This is a genomic window from Maribacter litoralis, assembly GCF_003075045.1.
Taxonomy (GTDB): domain Bacteria; phylum Bacteroidota; class Bacteroidia; order Flavobacteriales; family Flavobacteriaceae; genus Maribacter; species Maribacter litoralis.
This window is the reverse complement of sequence record NZ_QCZD01000002.1, coordinates 431,468-449,517: the sequence shown is the minus strand read 5'-3', so window position 1 is coordinate 449,517 and position 18,050 is coordinate 431,468. Positions and strand designations below refer to the sequence as shown.

General features: G+C 38.1%; 12 protein-coding genes. 1 reads left to right on the top strand and 11 read right to left on the bottom strand.

The annotated features are described in order from the left end of the window. Genes DCS95_RS09240 through DCS95_RS09230 form a run of 3 tightly spaced genes read right to left on the bottom strand, consistent with a single transcriptional unit; the run spans nucleotide 1 to nucleotide 6,418 of the window. Nucleotides 1–1,692 carry an alkaline phosphatase family protein gene (locus DCS95_RS09240; protein ID WP_164674157.1) on the bottom strand — a complete coding sequence of 564 codons (1,692 nt, stop codon included), beginning with the start codon at nucleotides 1,690–1,692 and terminating at the stop codon, nucleotides 1–3. Next, nucleotides 1,655–3,208, bottom strand: coding sequence for a SusD/RagB family nutrient-binding outer membrane lipoprotein (locus DCS95_RS09235; protein ID WP_116770496.1), 1,554 nt, complete (start codon nucleotides 3,206–3,208; stop codon nucleotides 1,655–1,657). Before DCS95_RS09235 ends, DCS95_RS09240 begins: the two co-directional genes overlap by 38 nt. Nucleotides 3,209–3,238: 30 nt before the next feature. After that, entirely contained in the window at nucleotides 3,239–6,418 is a 3,180-nt protein-coding gene (locus DCS95_RS09230; protein ID WP_116770495.1) for a SusC/RagA family TonB-linked outer membrane protein, read from the bottom strand. Nucleotides 6,419–6,676: 258 nt separating this feature from the next. On the opposite strand from DCS95_RS09230, the gene DCS95_RS09225 reads away from it, so the two are divergent. Further along, nucleotides 6,677–7,243 carry a helix-turn-helix domain-containing protein gene (locus tag DCS95_RS09225; RefSeq protein WP_116770494.1) on the top strand — a complete coding sequence of 189 codons (567 nt, stop codon included), beginning with the start codon at nucleotides 6,677–6,679 and terminating at the stop codon, nucleotides 7,241–7,243. 64 nt (nucleotides 7,244–7,307) lie between these two features. Here DCS95_RS09225 and DCS95_RS09220 read toward each other — a convergent pair whose 3' ends face one another. The 8 genes from DCS95_RS09220 to DCS95_RS09190 form a co-directional block, all read right to left on the bottom strand. Continuing rightward, nucleotides 7,308–7,991 carry a phosphonatase-like hydrolase gene (locus DCS95_RS09220; RefSeq protein WP_116770493.1) on the bottom strand — a complete coding sequence of 228 codons (684 nt, stop codon included), beginning with the start codon at nucleotides 7,989–7,991 and terminating at the stop codon, nucleotides 7,308–7,310. Nucleotide 7,992: 1 nt separating this feature from the next. Then, nucleotides 7,993–9,150 (bottom strand): TIGR03364 family FAD-dependent oxidoreductase, encoded by a 1,158-nt coding sequence (locus DCS95_RS09215; RefSeq protein WP_116770492.1) that lies wholly within the window; start codon nucleotides 9,148–9,150, stop codon nucleotides 7,993–7,995. Next, the gene (locus DCS95_RS09210) at nucleotides 9,137–10,411 is read right to left on the bottom strand and encodes a DUF5690 family protein (RefSeq protein WP_116770491.1); all 1,275 of its coding nucleotides are present in this window, start codon (nucleotides 10,409–10,411) and stop codon (nucleotides 9,137–9,139) included. The genes DCS95_RS09215 and DCS95_RS09210 overlap by 14 nt, the downstream gene beginning before the upstream one ends. Nucleotides 10,412–10,646: 235 nt before the next feature. Then, the gene (locus DCS95_RS20610) at nucleotides 10,647–11,087 is read right to left on the bottom strand and encodes an alkaline phosphatase (protein WP_279629392.1); all 441 of its coding nucleotides are present in this window, start codon (nucleotides 11,085–11,087) and stop codon (nucleotides 10,647–10,649) included. 4 nt (nucleotides 11,088–11,091) lie between these two features. Next, nucleotides 11,092–11,781, bottom strand: a complete 690-nt coding sequence (locus DCS95_RS20605) for an alkaline phosphatase (protein ID WP_279629391.1) — start codon at nucleotides 11,779–11,781, stop codon at nucleotides 11,092–11,094. A gap of 73 nt (nucleotides 11,782–11,854) precedes the next feature. Continuing rightward, nucleotides 11,855–13,612, bottom strand: coding sequence for a RagB/SusD family nutrient uptake outer membrane protein (locus DCS95_RS09200; protein WP_116770490.1), 1,758 nt, complete (start codon nucleotides 13,610–13,612; stop codon nucleotides 11,855–11,857). Between the two features lie 18 nt (nucleotides 13,613–13,630). Continuing rightward, entirely contained in the window at nucleotides 13,631–16,852 is a 3,222-nt protein-coding gene (locus DCS95_RS09195; protein ID WP_244178426.1) for a SusC/RagA family TonB-linked outer membrane protein, read from the bottom strand. Between the two features lie 201 nt (nucleotides 16,853–17,053). Then, on the bottom strand, nucleotides 17,054–18,022 hold the full coding sequence (locus tag DCS95_RS09190) for a FecR family protein (protein WP_116770488.1): 969 nt from the start codon (nucleotides 18,020–18,022) through the stop codon (nucleotides 17,054–17,056). Between the last annotated feature and the right edge of the window lie 28 nt (nucleotides 18,023–18,050).

Genomic DNA, 18,050 nt, shown 5'->3' with positions numbered 1-18,050 from the left:
TTAGTTTCTTAAAAGATTGGTCGACAAAATCTGATTGGGCATTTCATCACTTTTCACATACACATCTAACCAACCATCACCTCCACCATTAAACCAAAGTACCTCAACGGTATGCTTCCCTTTTTCAAGTTCAATGCTTCCGTTTTTTGTTCTTACGCCGTGGTCACCATCGTTATCCACCACCAAATCACCATCAATAAATAACTGACTACCATCATCTGATCTTATGGCAAAATTATAATCGCCATCCGCAGGTATTTCAAGTATACTTTTAAAGCGGAACAGTGTATTCGATTGAATATGTTGACGCACCTCTTCTGATGAAAATTCGAATACGGCACCTGTGGCATCTGGTTTTCTATTGCCGATGGATGGAATAAACGACAGGTTATCCAAATGAAAAACCTCATAAGAAACGGGAGCTTTTAATGTCACTGGTTTAATTCTGAAATACGCTTCTTTAACCCCGCTACTCAAGGCACCGTCTACAAAAACAGCACTTTTAACCACCGTATTTTCTGTAAGCACTACTGGTGACGAAAAAGTGTCAGCATCACTATTGGGCATATTCCCATCTAATGTATACTTTACTTCACCTACCGAATTCGGATTCTTTAAAATGAGTTCAGCAGAATCATTGAACAATCCGCCTTCAGCAGCATAGCCTTTTGCCGGATTATACAATTCCGGTTTCTTCAATTGTACCAAAACAGGATAATCATCTTCTATTTTTTCGCCCTCAAATGCTTCAATAACAGGTCTACCTATCCAAGCGCGCGGTGTTTTTATACGTAATGCATGAGCAACGGTTGCTGCATTGTCGTATTGATATACCGAGTATTTAATTTTGTAGTTCTTTTTAACACCCTTTCCCCAAAGAATAAATGGTATTTCTATTTCATCCAAAGATTCACCACCGTGCCCTTTTCCTGTACCCCCGTGATCGGAACTAATAATGACCATGGTATTATCTGCCATATCAGATTCAGCTATGGCTTTCATAATCTCAGCCAATAATGAATCTCCTTTTTCAACAGATTTATAATACTCTTTTGTACCATGTCCAAACTCATGACCTGCGTGGTCAATATGGTCAAAATGAATAAACGTAAATAACGGTTGTTCTACTTTAATATAACTACTAGCATTTACGGCAGTCTCTTCTTCCGTAGCCGGATTTTCGTCAAAATCAACGGCACTTTTTTCAAATAAGCGACCAAAACCGCCCCAATGATAAATGGCTCCGATTTTCTCCGATTTTCGTTGTTCACGTATCAAATGAAAAATACTAGGAAATAAAAACGGTTCGCTCTGCGTAACTGCCGGTAAAACTAAATTATCCTTCTCCCATGAATTGGAAGTAATACCGTGTTGCTCTGGTCCTGCTCCCATAATCATAGAAGCCCAATTAGTGCTTGAACTTGTTGGCAATACCGCCCTAGCATGCATTGTAAATGCTCCTTCTAGCATCAATTTATCGAAAGTAGGCGTATCTGCATTCTGGAGTCCGTCGGGACTCAACCCATCAAAACCAATGACCACCACATGGGTATTTTCCGCACCCATATTATCCAACTTGTCATAATCACAAGACCATAGGGAAGTCATCCCTATGGTCAGTGCAATAATTGAAGTGTATTTTTTAACCCTATGCTTAATCAACATCCCACCAAAGTTTGGTATTAATATCATCTGCACCCATACTTTGTACAGCGGCATTGTAGTTTTCGCTGTTCGTAGATTTTACAGAATTAGGATATTGAAAACGAACCGGTACCATACCATCGTTCACGGCATCGGGACCAGGAATTACCTCTGGCATTCCCGTTCTTCTCCAATCGGACCAGCCTTCAAAACCCGTATAGAAAAGAGAAATCCATTTTTGAAGTGCTATTTTAGCCAAGTTGTCATCGGTATCGCCCGTAAGAGCTACGGCATCTTGCGCTACATAGGCATCAAGATCCGTTGCTTGCATAGCGTTTGCAATATCAGACCATCCGCCAGCAGCAACTCTTTCAGTGTAGTACTCAAAAGAAGCTCTAATTCCGTTTTCATAGTACGTTGCCGCATCACCTGCAGAAATGAATCCTCTTTCCGCAGCCTCTGCCAAAATGAACTGTAGTTCAGAATAGCTCATGATAATGGTCTGTGAAGCGGTAGCAGATGCCTGCTCTGGGTTACATGCTCTACAACCTAATAATATACCCAATCTGGAAATGAAATTAGATCCAGACTCATCTGGATTTCCAGACGGACTGTAGCCTAATGCTGCCTCATCATCCAATCCATTTGGCATACCTACATAATCATCAAAATCTTCAGAGAAAATTCCCTTTTCAGAAGCTGTAGTAGGCTGTGCGAAAACATACAATCTGTTATCGTTCAAATCCTTTAAACGAGTTTCTAAGGTTTGGCTTAAACGAACCTCATCAAAACTACCACTACGCGTGTCATATTTTGGCTGTGGGTTATCTGAATTCCATGCCACGAAGGTCATGTCCTCATTACTCTCAAAAATAGGGTATGCAGTTGGGTTACTCGTAATTTGAGTCATACCAGCTACTGCGGTTGCATTATCCACATCACTGATTCTCATCAACAAACGCAATCTTAACGAATTGGCAAATTTTCTCCATTTTTCAATATCGCCATCGTAAAAAATATCACCTGAAATATTATCGGCATCTGTCAAAACCGTATTCGCTGTTTCTAAATCTGCCAAAATACCGGCATATATAGCACTTTGAGCATCAAAAGCAGGAGTAACATTACCATTCTCAATACCCATGGTAGCTTCTGAGTAAGGCACATCTCCGTAAGCATCGGTAACATAAGAATAGATCCAAGATTTCATCACCAAGGCAACGCCGTAATAATTCTGGGCATCTTCGTTAGCTTCGGTATCCCTAATAATATTTTCCACATCTCTTAAAGATGCATAAGCGTTATCATAAGGATCACCGGAAGGAGACCAGTTATAGGTATCACCACTGGTAAACTGTAGTCTAGCCCCATATTGTACTACGGTAAAACCTTCTTCCCAACCTTGATCGCCCCAATTGTAAGCCATCTCTCTTTGTACGCCGGGCAATAATAAACCTGGCTCTGCAGAAGCAGGATAGTTAGGGTTTATATTGATCGTTTCAAAATCTTCGGTACAGCTTACCGCCAGTACCAAAGAACATATAATTAATAGTGTTTTTTTCATGATTTCTTTAATTAATAGTTTCTTCTACTCTTAGAAATTAACCTGTAAATTGAAGGTAAACGAACGTGAACTTGGGTAAGACATATTCTCTATACCCGGTTGTAGCGTACCACCCGATACCCCAACCGTTTCAGGGTCGAAATGTGGGTTATCTGTCCATAAAATCAAGTTTCTACCTGTTACAGAAATTCTTGCATTGGTAATAGGCAATTGGTTGATCATTTTCTGTGGAAAAGAATACCCTAAAGAAACCTCACGTAGTTTAGTGTAAGAAGCATCATATTTTGCAGCTTCAACATTATCTCTTTCGTAGTATCTGTTGTTAAATGTTCTAGCATCTACATTTACGGTATTTGGCACATAATTAGGACTCTCGGCTGTACCAGTATTAACTACACCTTCTGCAACGATACCTGTTTCTCTACCTTCCAATGTTTCTTGCAATTGACCAGAAGTACTACCAATGGTTTTTGTTCTAGAAACTACGATACCACCTTGTCTGGTATCGATCAAAAATCCTAAGTCAACATTCTTATATTTGAACGTATTTTGCATGCCCAAAGTAAAGTCTGGCGCATAATCGCCTTGGTAGACCAAATCATCTGTACGCTCTGGAATACCTTGATTATTGATGATCATTTGACCAAAATATTCGCTGTCCTCATCTTCTACCCTTTGAAAACCTCTACCATAGATCGCACTGATAGAACCACCTTCACGAGCTTGAATATATGCCCCGTTCGCTGAAGTTAAGGTGAACTGGATATCATCGCCTAAATCGGTCACTTCACTTTTGTTGGTAGCAAAGTTAAAGGTAGAGCTCCACTTAAAGTTATCTGTAAGTACCGGAACAAAGTTCGCAATAGCTTCAAAACCGTAGTTACGAACCTCACCGGCATTGATCAATTGACTACTGTAACCACTAGCGATATCAGTACTAATGTTGATAATCTGATTCTTAGTAGAACTGTCATAATACGTAAGATCTAAATTGATTCTGCTTTGCAAGAAACGTAGATCTAAACCGAATTCGTAAGAACCTGTAATCTCTGGTTTTAAATCTGCATTCGGTATCAAAGATGATTCCGTCAATATGGGCGTAGAACTATCAAAAGCAGTCTCATTTTGATAGAAGCTACGTAACCTATATGCATCAGTATCATTACCTACTTCAGCATAAGCAGCCCTTACTTTAGCAAACGTTACCCAGTCTGGCATATTGAACATATCACTGGCAATACCACTTAATGTCACCGATGGGTAGAAATAAGAGTTATTCCCCTCTGGCAAAGTACTAGACCAGTCATTTCTACCTGTAATATCCATGAACAATACATTGTCATAACTTAAACGTGCATACCCATATAAACTATTGATGCGTTTTTCACTGTTGTTAGAACTTACCTGTACCGCCTGTCTACTATTGTTAAAAGAATATACCCCAGGGTTAATTAATTGTGGTGCAACACTTTTAGTGAAATCTTGCTTTTGGCGCAATTGGTTTCCACCTGCAGAAACATTTAAATTGAACTTTTCACCAAAATCCTTATCATAACTCAATAAGAAATCTGAGTTACTTTCCTCGAAGAAAATATTATCCTCTTGGTATGTACCAAATGGGAAACGCTGTGTACTAAACGCTCTTTTACGAACTCTAAAATCTCTATAGAAATCTCTACCGCTACGTAATAATAATTTCCAGTTTTCGCTGATGTCATAGGTAAGGCTCACATTACCGAACATACGATCCTTGTCTTGCGCATTTGTATTCTCATACATGGTAAAGTAAGGGTTATCGTGGTAGTTGTAGTTGTAGTTGAACTGCTGCGTACCCTCTAAACCTGGCTGCCAGTAATCTCTTAAATTATTGGTATTCAATTGACGACCGTACCAGATAAACAAGTACATAATACTTTCCGTACCATAACCAACCGCAGGTCTGTTGTCACTATCGGTTTTTACATAATTCATATTGGCATTTACCTTAACCTTATCCGATACGTTCATGGTACCAGAAAAGCTCAAAGTATTTCTCTTTAAATCCGTATTCGGTAATGTTCCTTCCTGATCTAAATTCTGAAAAGACAAACGCATGTTCCCCATTTCTCCGCTTTTTGAAATAGCGATGCTATTGGTCTTTGTTATTCCCGTTTCAAAGAAATCTCTAGTATTATCCGGTTGAGAAACCCATGGCGTTGGAATTATATCGGCATCACTAACAAAAGTGTCGCCACCACGAGTACCGTCTGTTCTTGGTGAATCAAATTGTGCGATCATAAGTCCGGTATCTAAACGAGGTCCCCAACTTTCATCAACACCATCGGCAATACCAGAACCGCTACCGTCAACAAAAGAGAACTGTTGATTGTTACCTTGACCATATTCATTTTGCCAATCTGGTAACATCAAAACATTTTCAATGGTAATACCGGTATTAAAGGATACCCCCAATTTACTGCTTTGAGATGTTCCTTTCTTGGTCGTAATAATAATTGCACCATTCGCAGCTCTTGACCCGTAAAGTGCTGCTGCAGCCGGACCTTTTAGTACGTTGATCGATTCAATATCCTGCGGATTGATTTCTGCGGCGCCGTTACCATAATCTACACTTTGTGTACCAGATCCGCTCGACCCTACAATTTCATTACTAATAGGTGTACCGTCAACAATGAACAATGGCGAGTTACCATTAATATCCAAAGAAGCATCGCCACGAATAGAAACCCTTGCAGAACCACCCAAACCAGTTGGGCTGTTGGTAATTTGCAAACCGGCAACTTTACCGGACATGCTGTTCAATAAATTGGGTTCCCTTGCCTGAACAACTTCATCGTTATCCAGTTCTTGTGAAGCATAACCCAGCGATTTTTTCTCTCTTTCTATACCCAATGCGGTAACCACAACCTCATCTAGTTGTTGAGAATCTGGCTGTAGTGATATAGTACCAGTTAGCTTGTTCGCAGTTTCAAACTCCTGTTTAATGTACCCGATATAAGATACCACTAAAATGTCATCTGAACTGTTTAGTTCAATACTGAAGTTACCATCAAAATCGCTAGCAACTCCGTTCGTTGTTCCTTTCACTACCACTGTGGCACCAGGTAAAGGAACTTGGTTTTCATCTAACACAGTACCCGTAAAAACCGTTTGGGCATGTGCTACAAAACTTGCTAAGAAAACAAGCATTGTAATTAATAATGTTTTTTTCATTTTGTTCGTATTTGTAAACTTTGGTTTGTTAGTTCAGCAAATATCTAAATGAAAATTCAATGACAAGACTATTATATATTAAGCAATTGCAACCATTGCAAGGCTAAGGTTACCTAAAAGTTAGTTAAACATTATTTACAAATATGCAAAATGTAAGTTTTATGTTAAGCCCCTTTATAATGGGTGATTACAGCCATACCACCCATCAAAAACCAATACATTTTATTTTTCATTATGTTTGTAGGAGAACACTTATCAATGGATGATTACCTTATTGGAATAGGAAAACGAATAAAGGAAATTCGCAAAAATGGAAATTTGACTATTAGTGAAATTGCTATGCGTGCAGGGGTCACTGCCGGGCTTATTTCTAGAATAGAAAACGGAAGAACCATACCCTCTTTACCTGTGCTTTTAAAAATTATCAGCTCTTTGGATATAGAGGTGACCGATTTTTTTAGCGGACTACCACAATCTAACGGTGCCAATTTTATTGTTTCCCGAAAAGAGGACAATACTTTTATTGAAAAGGAAGACGATGCCATAGGATTTTCGTATTCCTTTATTTTCGGAAAACAACTGAACAGCCTTGGGTTTGAAGCCGTATTGCTACACGTGCATCCAAATTCTAAAAGAGATAAGGTGAAAACCGATGCCTACGAATTCAAATACATGCTCTCGGGAGAATGTTACTACATTATAGACGAAGAAGAAGTACTTATAAAAGAAGGGGATTCTATTTTCTTTGATGGTAGAATTGCCCATGTACCCGAAAATAGAAGTAATAGCACAGCAACTATGCTAGTGCTCTATTTTTTTATATAGTTAACCACAGAATACAAATAAAAAAAGCCACAATCAGTGGCTTTTTTTATTTTCATTTTATTCTTTATGATGGCAATAACAACTGTTTTAATTCGGTCAAGCTATCTAAAACATGGGTAGGGTTTGCACTGAGCAACTGTTGTCTGGTATGTGCACCGGTAGTAACACCTATAGTTACACCACAGTTGGCATTTTTACCTTCTTCTATATCAATAATGGAATCACCTGCCTTTAACACCAACTCTTCTTGTTGCACGTTAAGTTTCATCATGGCCTCAACGATCATATCTGGATTAGGCCTACCAAGAACTACGTCATCTGCAGTTACTAAAACATCATATTGTTTACCTTCGACCCAATCCATTTTATCTAATAACAACTGGGCTGTTTGGGTATCATAACCGGTATTCAAAGCCACTTTTATTCCGTTCTCCTTTAAGGCCAGCAACAAGTCCTCTACCCCATCATAACTATCAACCTCCAATTGCTCGTAAGCTTTACCCAGCAATACTTTAAAATCCTCAAAAATGGAAGCTGCCATATCTGCATCAACACTACCTATATCCGCTTTAATAATATCTTTTATAGCTTGATGTTTTTCTTTACCGGCACCGTGTTCCAAGACAAAATCCAAAGTCACTTGAAATCCTCTTTCATTAATAGCTCTCTGTAAGGTCTTGTATACCACATTGTCTTCATTGACAACGGTACCCGCCATATCAAATACGGCCAATTTAATTGTATGCATGTTAAATATTAAAAAGTTGTTGAATGTTATGTTTTGAAAAACCGGCACTGCCCGTCATTCCCTTGCCGCCGATACCAGTTATGATATGTATATTTCTATCAATGGTACGCTCATAAATATCGGCGTTTTTACATTGCGAATACATACCGAACCAGCGTTGTTCTATTTCATAAGTAGGTAAGCTAAAAATTTCTTTGGCTTTTGACAGCATTAGATTATCAATATCCATATTTAGGTCAAACCCAAGGTCATCTATATTATCCGCATCGGCATATTCGTGAGAATCCCCCAGAATTACACCTCCATCCATAGCTTGTTTGAATAAAATGTGAACACCCCATTTTTTCTCTAAGCTATCCAATGGTTCTTTGGATTTAATCTTTAAATATGACGGGCATTCGGCAAAAGCCTCATATCTTCTTATGGAAAGTCCCGTTAAAATAGAACCACTAATTTTATAATCGCCCTGTGATTTCGTCTTCATCATTTGCAACTTAGAAATTTCTAAATCGCTAGTAGCGAACATCTCTGGATACAAGGTTTTAAAATCACTCCCATTACAGATAATCACTTTAGAAGACAACAACATTCTACCATTGGCCAATTGTGTACTTACCTCGTTATTTAGAGCGTTGCATTCAATGACTTTGGCTTTGTAAAAAATACTGACACCCTTTTTCTTTAAAAACTTATGTACACGACCGATCATGGTACGGGGTTCTACGGTAATTTCCTCCGGAAAAAATAAGCCCGCTTTTACATATTGTTCGTTTAGACCTGGATATTTTCTAAGACATTCCGTCTTTGTAAATAGTATGGAGGTGTAATCATTGGCACGATTTATTTCCTTTAACTCTTCTATAAGCTGAACTTCCTCATCGTTGGAAGCCAAATAAATAGAACCTTCTTGACGTACCGAAATATCGAATTTGGCGTGAATCTTCTTATAAATCTTTAAACTTTTACGACCGTACTGCTGCCATTTGGTATTCATGCCAGATGGCACTACCTGCCCAAAATTTCGAACGGTTGCCCCTTTGGGCATGGCATCTTTTTCGAGCAAAGCCACTTTTAAACCTTTTTTCATAGCGTGATAGGCATGAAAAGTACCTAATACACCACCACCAACTACAACTAAATCATACTCAATATCTGCCATTAACCATAGGTATTTTAAAATGGAAACTAGAATTATCTTGCTTGTATTTCTTTTGAAAATAAAACATTGACACTACGGAAACTCCAACGCCCAAAAATGCAATACAGTAGGTAGCGTTTACAAAAAACTGAAGCCATGAACTGTTGGGTTGTCCAAAATTTTTATAGAGCAACACAGCCATACTACCCAAATAGCCAAAAGAATCAGCAATATAAATAAGGTAGCCAGCGTTACCTTTAATTTTAAATGTTGCTATCATTCTATCGAAAAATATACAGTTGAAAGGCACATAGCAGGCATACAGCCCGAAGCCTATGAGCACCATCCAATATACGGGAGACATCGCACCGTGCTGAAATAAAAAGGTAGAAACACCCACAAGTATACTTGCCAATATCAACAAGAAATGAAAACCCATAAATGCCTTAAAATTATTTTTTACCAAACCGAACAACCCCAGTACCAGCAAGACTAAAAATGCAATGGGCAGTTCTGCCAAGGTATAGATAGAAGCATCACCGGCATAGCCTACACTGTCCCATAATTCCCTAGAAAAATTATCCCTAAAATCTCGCAATGCCGTAAGCGCGGTATAAAAAACCACCAAAATTATGATGGGGAAAGAAAATCTTTTGAAAACCTGCTTGCGGTCTGCCGCACACATTGGTTTTCTCTTTTTCCTAAGACTAATATCTTCGGTCGTTGGCGGTGGTAATTTCTTCAAAAAATACAGGCATATAAAAAACGGAAGTAAAAAGATTGCACCGGTTACCGCCGGCATCCAAAATTCGGAAATAGCATAAGTGGTCATTAGCCACAACCCAACAGATTTCACGGCACCACTGGAAACAATAAAACTTGAGCATAAAATAATACTTAGAATTTCGGTCATTTTTCTACCTTCTAAATAAGAAAAGGTAATTCCCCAAATCATCCCTAGGGAGAGTCCGTTGAAGAAAAAAAGGATGAAATTATAAGGTTTTGGCAATAGTCCGAATAAAACAAGTGTCAGCTCTGCAAATAATATCATACCCGTGAGGTAGGCTACTCTATGCTGTGCTTTTAAACTTGAAACCACCCGAATACCAATAAACTTAGAAAGCATATACCCCATTACCTGAGCCAGAATGAGAAGAATCTTATAATCGATACCGAATAAAAATTGACCATCGAATGTTGCTACCGAGAAAGGCTTTCTAAAAGCATACATACAAAAATAGAGTCCGAATGAAGCAAAAGCTCCGTTCAGAAGTACGTTCATATTTATTTTAGAAATTTTAAACACGCAACATTTGTTTACTAATAGTAAATATTTACTTCAAAATTCAGTATTTATTTACTATTAGTAACTTTTTTAATGTTATTAGATGGTTATAAAAAGTGGTAGAATAAGTTAAACCTCTGGTTTGTTGAGGGGATTATTATATATCAAATTGCAAAATCTCAAAAGTTTAGTAAAATAAAGACCCTACCATTTATTTTAGTTTCCTTGAACATTATTCACTCTCCAAAATCACTTTCATCATTTGATGATAAATCTCACTATTCTCATATATCCCTTGAAAGTTATGAGCACCTTTCCCTTTAGCAAATACTGGAATTAATTCGCCCGAGTGTTGATCGGTATTAAAATACACACCTACCTTTTGTGGCACCTCTGTTTTCTTACCGCTTTCCTTATCTGTTTCATAAAATTTACCAACACTTACTCCACCAGTTTCATGATCTGCTGTGACCACTAATAAGGTATTAGGATGACTTTCTACAAAATCTAAAACAGCACCCAGCGTACGATCAAAATCACTTACCTCAGAGATTACCATTTCCCCATTTTCGGCATGACCTCCCCAATCAATATAAGACCCCTCTATCATCATAAAAAATGGCCGGTTCGCCTGATCAAAGTAATGCAGTGCATTTTCTGTAGCCTCTTTCAAAAAATCACCACGACCATCTATTTTTTGACGGCAACCCTTCCTCGGTTAAAATAAATGCATTTTTAGTAGACGCATTGGACTTTGACAATGCCAAAGTATCAACATTATACTGCCTATTTGCCAATTCTTTAAATAGGTTTTTAGCATCCTTACGCTGGTTAAAATATTTCTTTCCTCCACCTGCAAAAAAATCAACATTAGAGACCACCAATTGCTCGGCTATCTCTTCGTGCATATCTCTATCTTTCACATGGGCATAAAAACTAGCCGGTGTGGCATGGGTTATAGATGTTAGACTTATAAGTCCTGTTTTATAGCCTTTATCCTGTAATTTTTCTAAAATCGTTTCTTTTGGAACCGTATCTGCCGAAACACCTATTGCCCTTTTATAAGTTTTCTCTCCAATAGAAAATGCAGTAGCACCAGCAGCAGAATCGGTAATCCAATGACTGGTAGAAGATGATTTATGAAATCCGATACTTTTGAACCGTTCAAAATTTGAAGTTCGATCTTCAAAATAAAAAGCGGTAGAAATTTGAGGAACACCCATACCGTCACCGATCATGAGAATTATATTTACCGGAGCTTCCTCTTTAGAGGCAGACACATTTGCTTCTTCTTTAATTATGGCTGTTTGTGAAGTACACGCCGATTGTAACAGTATTGCAGCAATTAATATTAAAATTTTTCGCATCGTATATTATTTATGGAAATAAAAACGGCAAGAATTTACATTCTTACCGTTTCCAATTAAAATTAGTTTTCGATTAATATCCTGGATTCTGATCCAAGAAACCATCTATACCAGAAGCACCATCAACGGCACTTTGCGGTATAGGAAATAATCTATGATTTACATCTGTATCCGTTTTTTCTGTCCAGCTATCTTCATACTTTCCAAAACGTATTTGATCTCCTCGTCTAAACCCTTCCCAATATAGTTCAAAACCACGCTCACGAAATAGGTCATCCGCATCTATAGTAGATAAAGGAGCGGGCGTTTGTTCTGGGCGTGCGGTTCTAGATGTTCTTACTATATTCACATCTGCCAAAGCACCAGCGGTATCGCCATTCCTTAATTTAGCTTCCGCTCTCATTAAGTATACCTCAGCTAATCTCATTAACACCAAATCAACACTACTGTTACCATTACCATTAGGTGAAGTGCGGCTAAATTGATATTTAGAAACTCTATACCCTGTATTATGTAATGACCCTTCATTAGTGAAATCAATTTCTAAAGTGTGATCTACATACCCTATATCTCGTGAAGGACCGTTACCTTTTATCTGTCTTACAGGTAATATTTTAACTGTACCGTCTTCACAGGTAAGAAACTGACCATCATCTCCTTTTCTTGGTCCCCACTGTATACCGCGAAGAATACCTCTGTCCATTTCAAAAGCAACATCTTGCACACAGTAAAAACTATCTTCGGTCTCTGTCTCCAACAGTTTTTCACGACCTTCTAAATCTGCCAATTGTACATCTGGCACCAATGTATTTTTTTGATAGAAACGCGCATCTGCTTCTGCAGGATCTACATCGCCATAGGCATCAGCCCATGTTTGATAAAAATCTGAAGTAATGGCAGGTCCGTCAGTACCATCGGCACTAGGCCACTCCGGTCTTGGAAACATTGATCCTGCAATAGACCAATATGCCCAACGGCTATGCTCTCTTGTCAATACCCCACGTTGATCTAATGCAAATATCAACTCAGGATTTGAATGATTTTCATCATTGAACAGTTCAAAATACTCCGGAGATAACGAAAAACTTCCAGAGTCTATGATATTGCTGGTATATGTTATTACCGCATCCATATCGGCTTGCGTAAAATTAGGCGTACCATAAGGGTCACGGTATACAGCAGCGTTAAGATTTAATCTAGCCAAGAATCCGTAAACGGCAGAACGTGTCATTCTACCAGGTCCTTTGTCATCATTGATTACATCAACAACCGATAACAATTCACTTTCTATATAATCAATGGCATCTTGGGTTCTCAATACCTCAGAAAGTTCTTCAGATGATTCCTTTTTAAGCACGATACCCCAACTATCTAACAACAACATGTTCAAATAAGCCCTTAACGCTTTCATTTCGTACAAAGCCCCTGCAGCTTCTGCATCCCCTTCATCCGCTAACGGAGTCAGTACTTCAATTGCTGCCAAGGTTCTAGAAATATTGGTAGTAAGCTCGTTCCAACCACTGGCGACCAAATCATTTGTAGGAGTAAAATTATGGCTATGTGCCGCCAAGAACTTACCACCATCAAACCAATCTGTTCCTCCTCTATAAGGCAAAATAGCCTCATCTGAAGGTATTAACTGTAAACCATAATAGTTGGTATGCCTCCATGTCCAAGAAATATAGCCGTAAGCAGGCGCAATAACTCCGCTAATAACTTCTGCCTGGGCACCGGTCAATGATTCATCTAATAATTCTTCTTCTAGATCCGTACAGCTCCATGTCAACAAAGCGACAAGAAACAATGACGATATAATTAGTTTATTTTTCATTTTGATAGTTTTTTTATGTTAAAAGGATACATTTAAACCGAACAAGATGGTTCTTGAATTAGGGTAAGTATACCGGTCAATACCAAATGTTTGAATACCATCTATTGCACTACCTGTATTTACCTCTGGGCTGTAGCCCGTATAATCTGTAATGATGAATAAATTCTGACCTGTAAGTGTAAAACGTATATCGTTCACATAATCGCCCAAGCCTATTTTACTTGCCAAAAGATTGTATCCCAACGTAGCATTATTCAATTTTAGGTAAGCACCGTCTTCCAAATATCTCGTTGAAACCTCGTTGGAATTGCTAACATCTTCGTTTGGAAATTGAATAGCAAAATCTGTAGTATTCAAGTTTCTGCTTAATTGCCCTTTTGAGAAAGAGGACATTGCGGTATGGTTATAAATTTTATTACCGGAAACCCCATTGAAGTTAAAACCAAGATCAAAATTCTTATAATCGAAATTCAAGTAGAACGCATAAGTGAAATCTGGCAAAGCACTACCCGCGGCAATACGATCATCATCTAAAATTTCACCATCGCCAGTAACATCTCTAAATTGATTTAAACCATCATCACCAATACCGATAAATTCTTTCATGTAAAAAGTACCGATAGCTTCATTATTTAAATAACCATTGATCGTAGCACCGGTTTGACCGCCACCTTGCGCAGCACCAGTGGTAATAATGGCAAAAGGAGAATCTGTTACCTCATTGTTTATGAAAGTAGCATTACCACCAACATTTAATGAGAAATCTTCACCGATCATTGTTCTAAAATCCAATGCAAATTCAAGACCGGAGTTATGTATTTCCAAATCTTCAAGATTGGTCCATATTTTCTCGGTTGGCTGAATTGGATCTACTCTATTGGCGAACAAAACTACATCTGTAGTTACCTTATTAAAGTAATCTATTGTACCTGTAATCTTATTGTTCAAGAAACCATAGTCCAAACCAATATTGGTCTGTGTAGCTACCTCCCATTTTAAATTAGGATTGGCAGTTCGCGCAGGTACCGTACCAAAAGGGTAACCATCTAAGGTAGTGGCACTATCATCTAAAGGATAAGTATCATTGTCGCTCTTACTATCAATATAACTCGCCAAGGATACTTTATTATCTATACCTTCTTGACTACCCGTTTGCCCCCAGCTAGCACGTAACTTTAAGTTGTTGACAACTGTACTTTCTGCCAAGAAATTCTCTTTACTAATATTCCAACCTAAGGCAACAGAAGGAAAATATCCGTATTTATTGTTCTCACCAAATTTTGAAGAACCATCTGCACGCATGGTCGCCGTTAGCAAATACTTGTCTTGATAATCATAATTTACCCTACCAAAGAAAGACTGCAGCTCATTCTTCTCAGCCGTTGAGTACATGCTCGTTGGGTACTCTTGACTACTGATCTGATCTTGATATCTTGGCTCGATGTCATTATCGGCAAAACTTTCCAACTCAAATTTCTTTTGTTGAAATAACACTTCTTGGTATGAATGACCAACTAAAATCGTTGCACCATGATCACCTTTTTCAAAAGTATAGGTCAAGGTATTATCTACCTGTGTATTTTGGTTCGTAGTGATCCATGTATTTAAATACCCTTGATTTAAATCTTCTAACAAAGCATAAGGTGCACGTTGCTGATCCCTATTCGTAGAAGAATAATCGACACCCAAGCTCAGTTTATACGTTAGCCCCTTTACAATTTCTACAGATGGAGAAATATTGGCTAGAATACGATTGCTGTTAGATTCGTCTGCATAAATTTCGTTACGTATCAACGGGTTTAATCTGTTATCATCCAATATCGTTGGTTCTCCATTCGTGTATAAAGGAACGGTAGGATTCAACTCTAACATATCTGTAACCGTAGCACTAGCATCTGGTCTATTGTTCAATGTTCTGGTAGCGGAAAGATTAAAATCTACGTTCAACTTACCATCCAATGCTTTTTGATTTAAGTTTAAACGACCAGAGTATCTTTTTAAAGAACTGTTTGCAAACGTACCTTCTTGATCATCAACCCCTACCGAAGCATAATAGTTGAATTTATCTGAAGCACCACCGCTCATAGAAAAGTTTACATTTTTAGATATACCTGTTTGTGTAAGCTCATCTTGCCAATCGGTATTTGCACCGCCATCGACCAAAGTACCACCAACCGCTGGCACCTGCGTTCTAAACTCATCCGCAGAAAACACATCAATTTTATTTGCCAATGTTGCAAAAGCAGTTGAGACCGACACATTCATTTCCGTTTTACCGGTTTTTCCTTTTTTGGTAGTGATCACAATTACCCCGTTTGCAGCACGTGCTCCATATATGGCAGCGGCAGAAGCATCTTTCAATACATCCATAGACTCAATATCTTGCGGATTGATGAAATTTAAAGGATTGGAAGCTACACCCGTGGAAGTGTTATCAATGACAAAACCATCAATAACGAACAAAGGTGAAGTACCTGATCTAAAACTACCGATACCACGAATAACGATATTCTGAGAGGCACCAGGCTCACCACTTACCGAAGTAATGTTAACACCGGCAACCTTACCTTGTAATAGCTGACCAGGATTGGCAACTACCCCTTTATTAAAGTTTTCGCTCTTTACCGATGCAATAGAGCCGGTAACATCCGATCGTTTTTGAGTACCGTAACCAACGACAACAACATCATCTAACTGGGTAGCATCTTCCGCTAACTGAACGGTCAACGTAGTTTGACCCTGTAGCGCTATTTCTTTAGTTGTAAAGCCCAAATACGATACTTCTAGTACAGCATCGCTCTTAACGTCAATGGTGAAGTTACCATCAAAATCTGTCGTAACTCCGTTCAAAGTTCCCTTTTCAAGTACCGTTGCACCCACCAAAGGAACACCGCCTTGATCTGTTACCGTACCATTTACAGTGAGAAACTCAACTTCTACCACTCTTTTGTAGACCTTAGGTTTTACAGTTATCGAGATGGTTTTGTTAATTCTTCTAAAGGTTAAATTGGCATCTTTGGCCATTAGCTCTAAAACCGATCTTAAAGACACGCTTTCATAAGCTATATTGTAGGTATTCTTAAGCCTACCTACTTTGCGATCGTAGACAAAATTAAAATTCGTCTGATTTTCGATATCATCTAAAATATCTAAAACCGATGCGCCTTTTACGGCAATATCCACTTTATAATTTTCTAATTTTTGGCCCCTAAGGTCAGCTGCAAGTATGGGATTCAGCATCGCCATGATTATAAGGAGACAAAACGTATTGAATGTCAACTTGATAAATTGTTTATTAGTTAGCAAATTCATAATTTCACATAATGTTTAATGGTTGTTTTTTTTAAATAATCGTTGAATAATCGACAGTCTGTTTTAGCTCGCCAAAGTGTTACAGGCTGTCTTCTTTTTTAAGTTTACATCATAGATTGGTTTTTTGATTTATTGGTTGTTATCTCTGCATTTTCCTTTGATCAGAATGGTATTGTTTTTTAATGGCTTAAAAGACAAGTCTTTTTTCACATAAGTGATACTTTCTAAAACATTAGATAGGGTTTCATTATCAAATGAAGCTGTAATATGGCAATCCAATGGTTGATCATCATGTATTACAAAGGTTACTCCGTACCACTTCTCTAACATTCCTAAAGCTTCTTTAACCGTTATATCATTGAATTTTAGTAGTCCTTTTTGCCAATTGATTAAACTGTTAGTGTCAACATCATTCTTTGATATACTATCGGATTTTTTATGGAACACTCCCTGCTCATTTGGCAAGAGATAAACCATACTGTTTTTAGCTCCTATTTGCACTTTACCCGTAGCCACGGTCACTGAAATATCATCACTTTTTGGGTAGGCATTAATATTGAATGATGTACCTAAAACCGTAGTACATAAATCTCCAGATTTAATAATGAAAGGCTTATCAGGATTCTTGGCTACATTAAAAAAAGCTTCTCCTATCAATGTTACCTCCCTAGTATTGCCAATAAATTTTTCTGGAAATGAAATGGTACTTCCCGAATTCAATTTTATCTCAGTTCCGTCAGATAGCACAAAATCTTTTCGTTTACCCCAATCTGTGGTTTCAACTATTTGTGAAACGGTTTCAGGCACTTTATTATCCGCATTCAGACCAAAGTAGGCTACAACCCCAAGGTTGATAACAACTGCAATTACTGCCGCTACTTTTAGCCACGGTTTTTTCGACTTCTTATTTTGCTTACTGTGTATTCTATGCAACAGTTTTTGACCTAGTTGTTTTTTATTGTCATCACTTTTAAAAACACGATCTTCATTTTCAATAATTAAAGAAGCATCGAACTTTTCTAATAGCTTTTCCTCATTGGCTGTGATGGTACCATTAAGGAACTTGGTCATGAGTATTTTTACTTCTTTTTCGGTCATTATACTATCGTTACAATGACAAGTACCG

Coding starts and splice junctions, on each gene's coding strand:
- DCS95_RS09240 (WP_164674157.1), bottom strand. CDS start 1,692: ATGATATTAATACCAAACTTTGGTGGGATGTTGATTAAGCATAGGGTT.
- DCS95_RS09235 (WP_116770496.1), bottom strand. CDS start 3,208: ATGAAAAAAACACTATTAATTATATGTTCTTTGGTACTGGCGGTAAGC.
- DCS95_RS09230 (WP_116770495.1), bottom strand. CDS start 6,418: ATGAAAAAAACATTATTAATTACAATGCTTGTTTTCTTAGCAAGTTTT.
- DCS95_RS09225 (WP_116770494.1), top strand. CDS start 6,677: ATGGATGATTACCTTATTGGAATAGGAAAACGAATAAAGGAAATTCGC.
- DCS95_RS09220 (WP_116770493.1), bottom strand. CDS start 7,991: ATGCATACAATTAAATTGGCCGTATTTGATATGGCGGGTACCGTTGTC.
- DCS95_RS09215 (WP_116770492.1), bottom strand. CDS start 9,150: ATGGCAGATATTGAGTATGATTTAGTTGTAGTTGGTGGTGGTGTATTA.
- DCS95_RS09210 (WP_116770491.1), bottom strand. CDS start 10,411: ATGAACGTACTTCTGAACGGAGCTTTTGCTTCATTCGGACTCTATTTT.
- DCS95_RS20605 (WP_279629391.1), bottom strand. CDS start 11,781: ATGCGAAAAATTTTAATATTAATTGCTGCAATACTGTTACAATCGGCG.
- DCS95_RS09200 (WP_116770490.1), bottom strand. CDS start 13,612: ATGAAAAATAAACTAATTATATCGTCATTGTTTCTTGTCGCTTTGTTG.
- DCS95_RS09195 (WP_244178426.1), bottom strand. CDS start 16,852: ATGCTGAATCCCATACTTGCAGCTGACCTTAGGGGCCAAAAATTAGAA.
- DCS95_RS09190 (WP_116770488.1), bottom strand. CDS start 18,022: ATGACCGAAAAAGAAGTAAAAATACTCATGACCAAGTTCCTTAATGGT.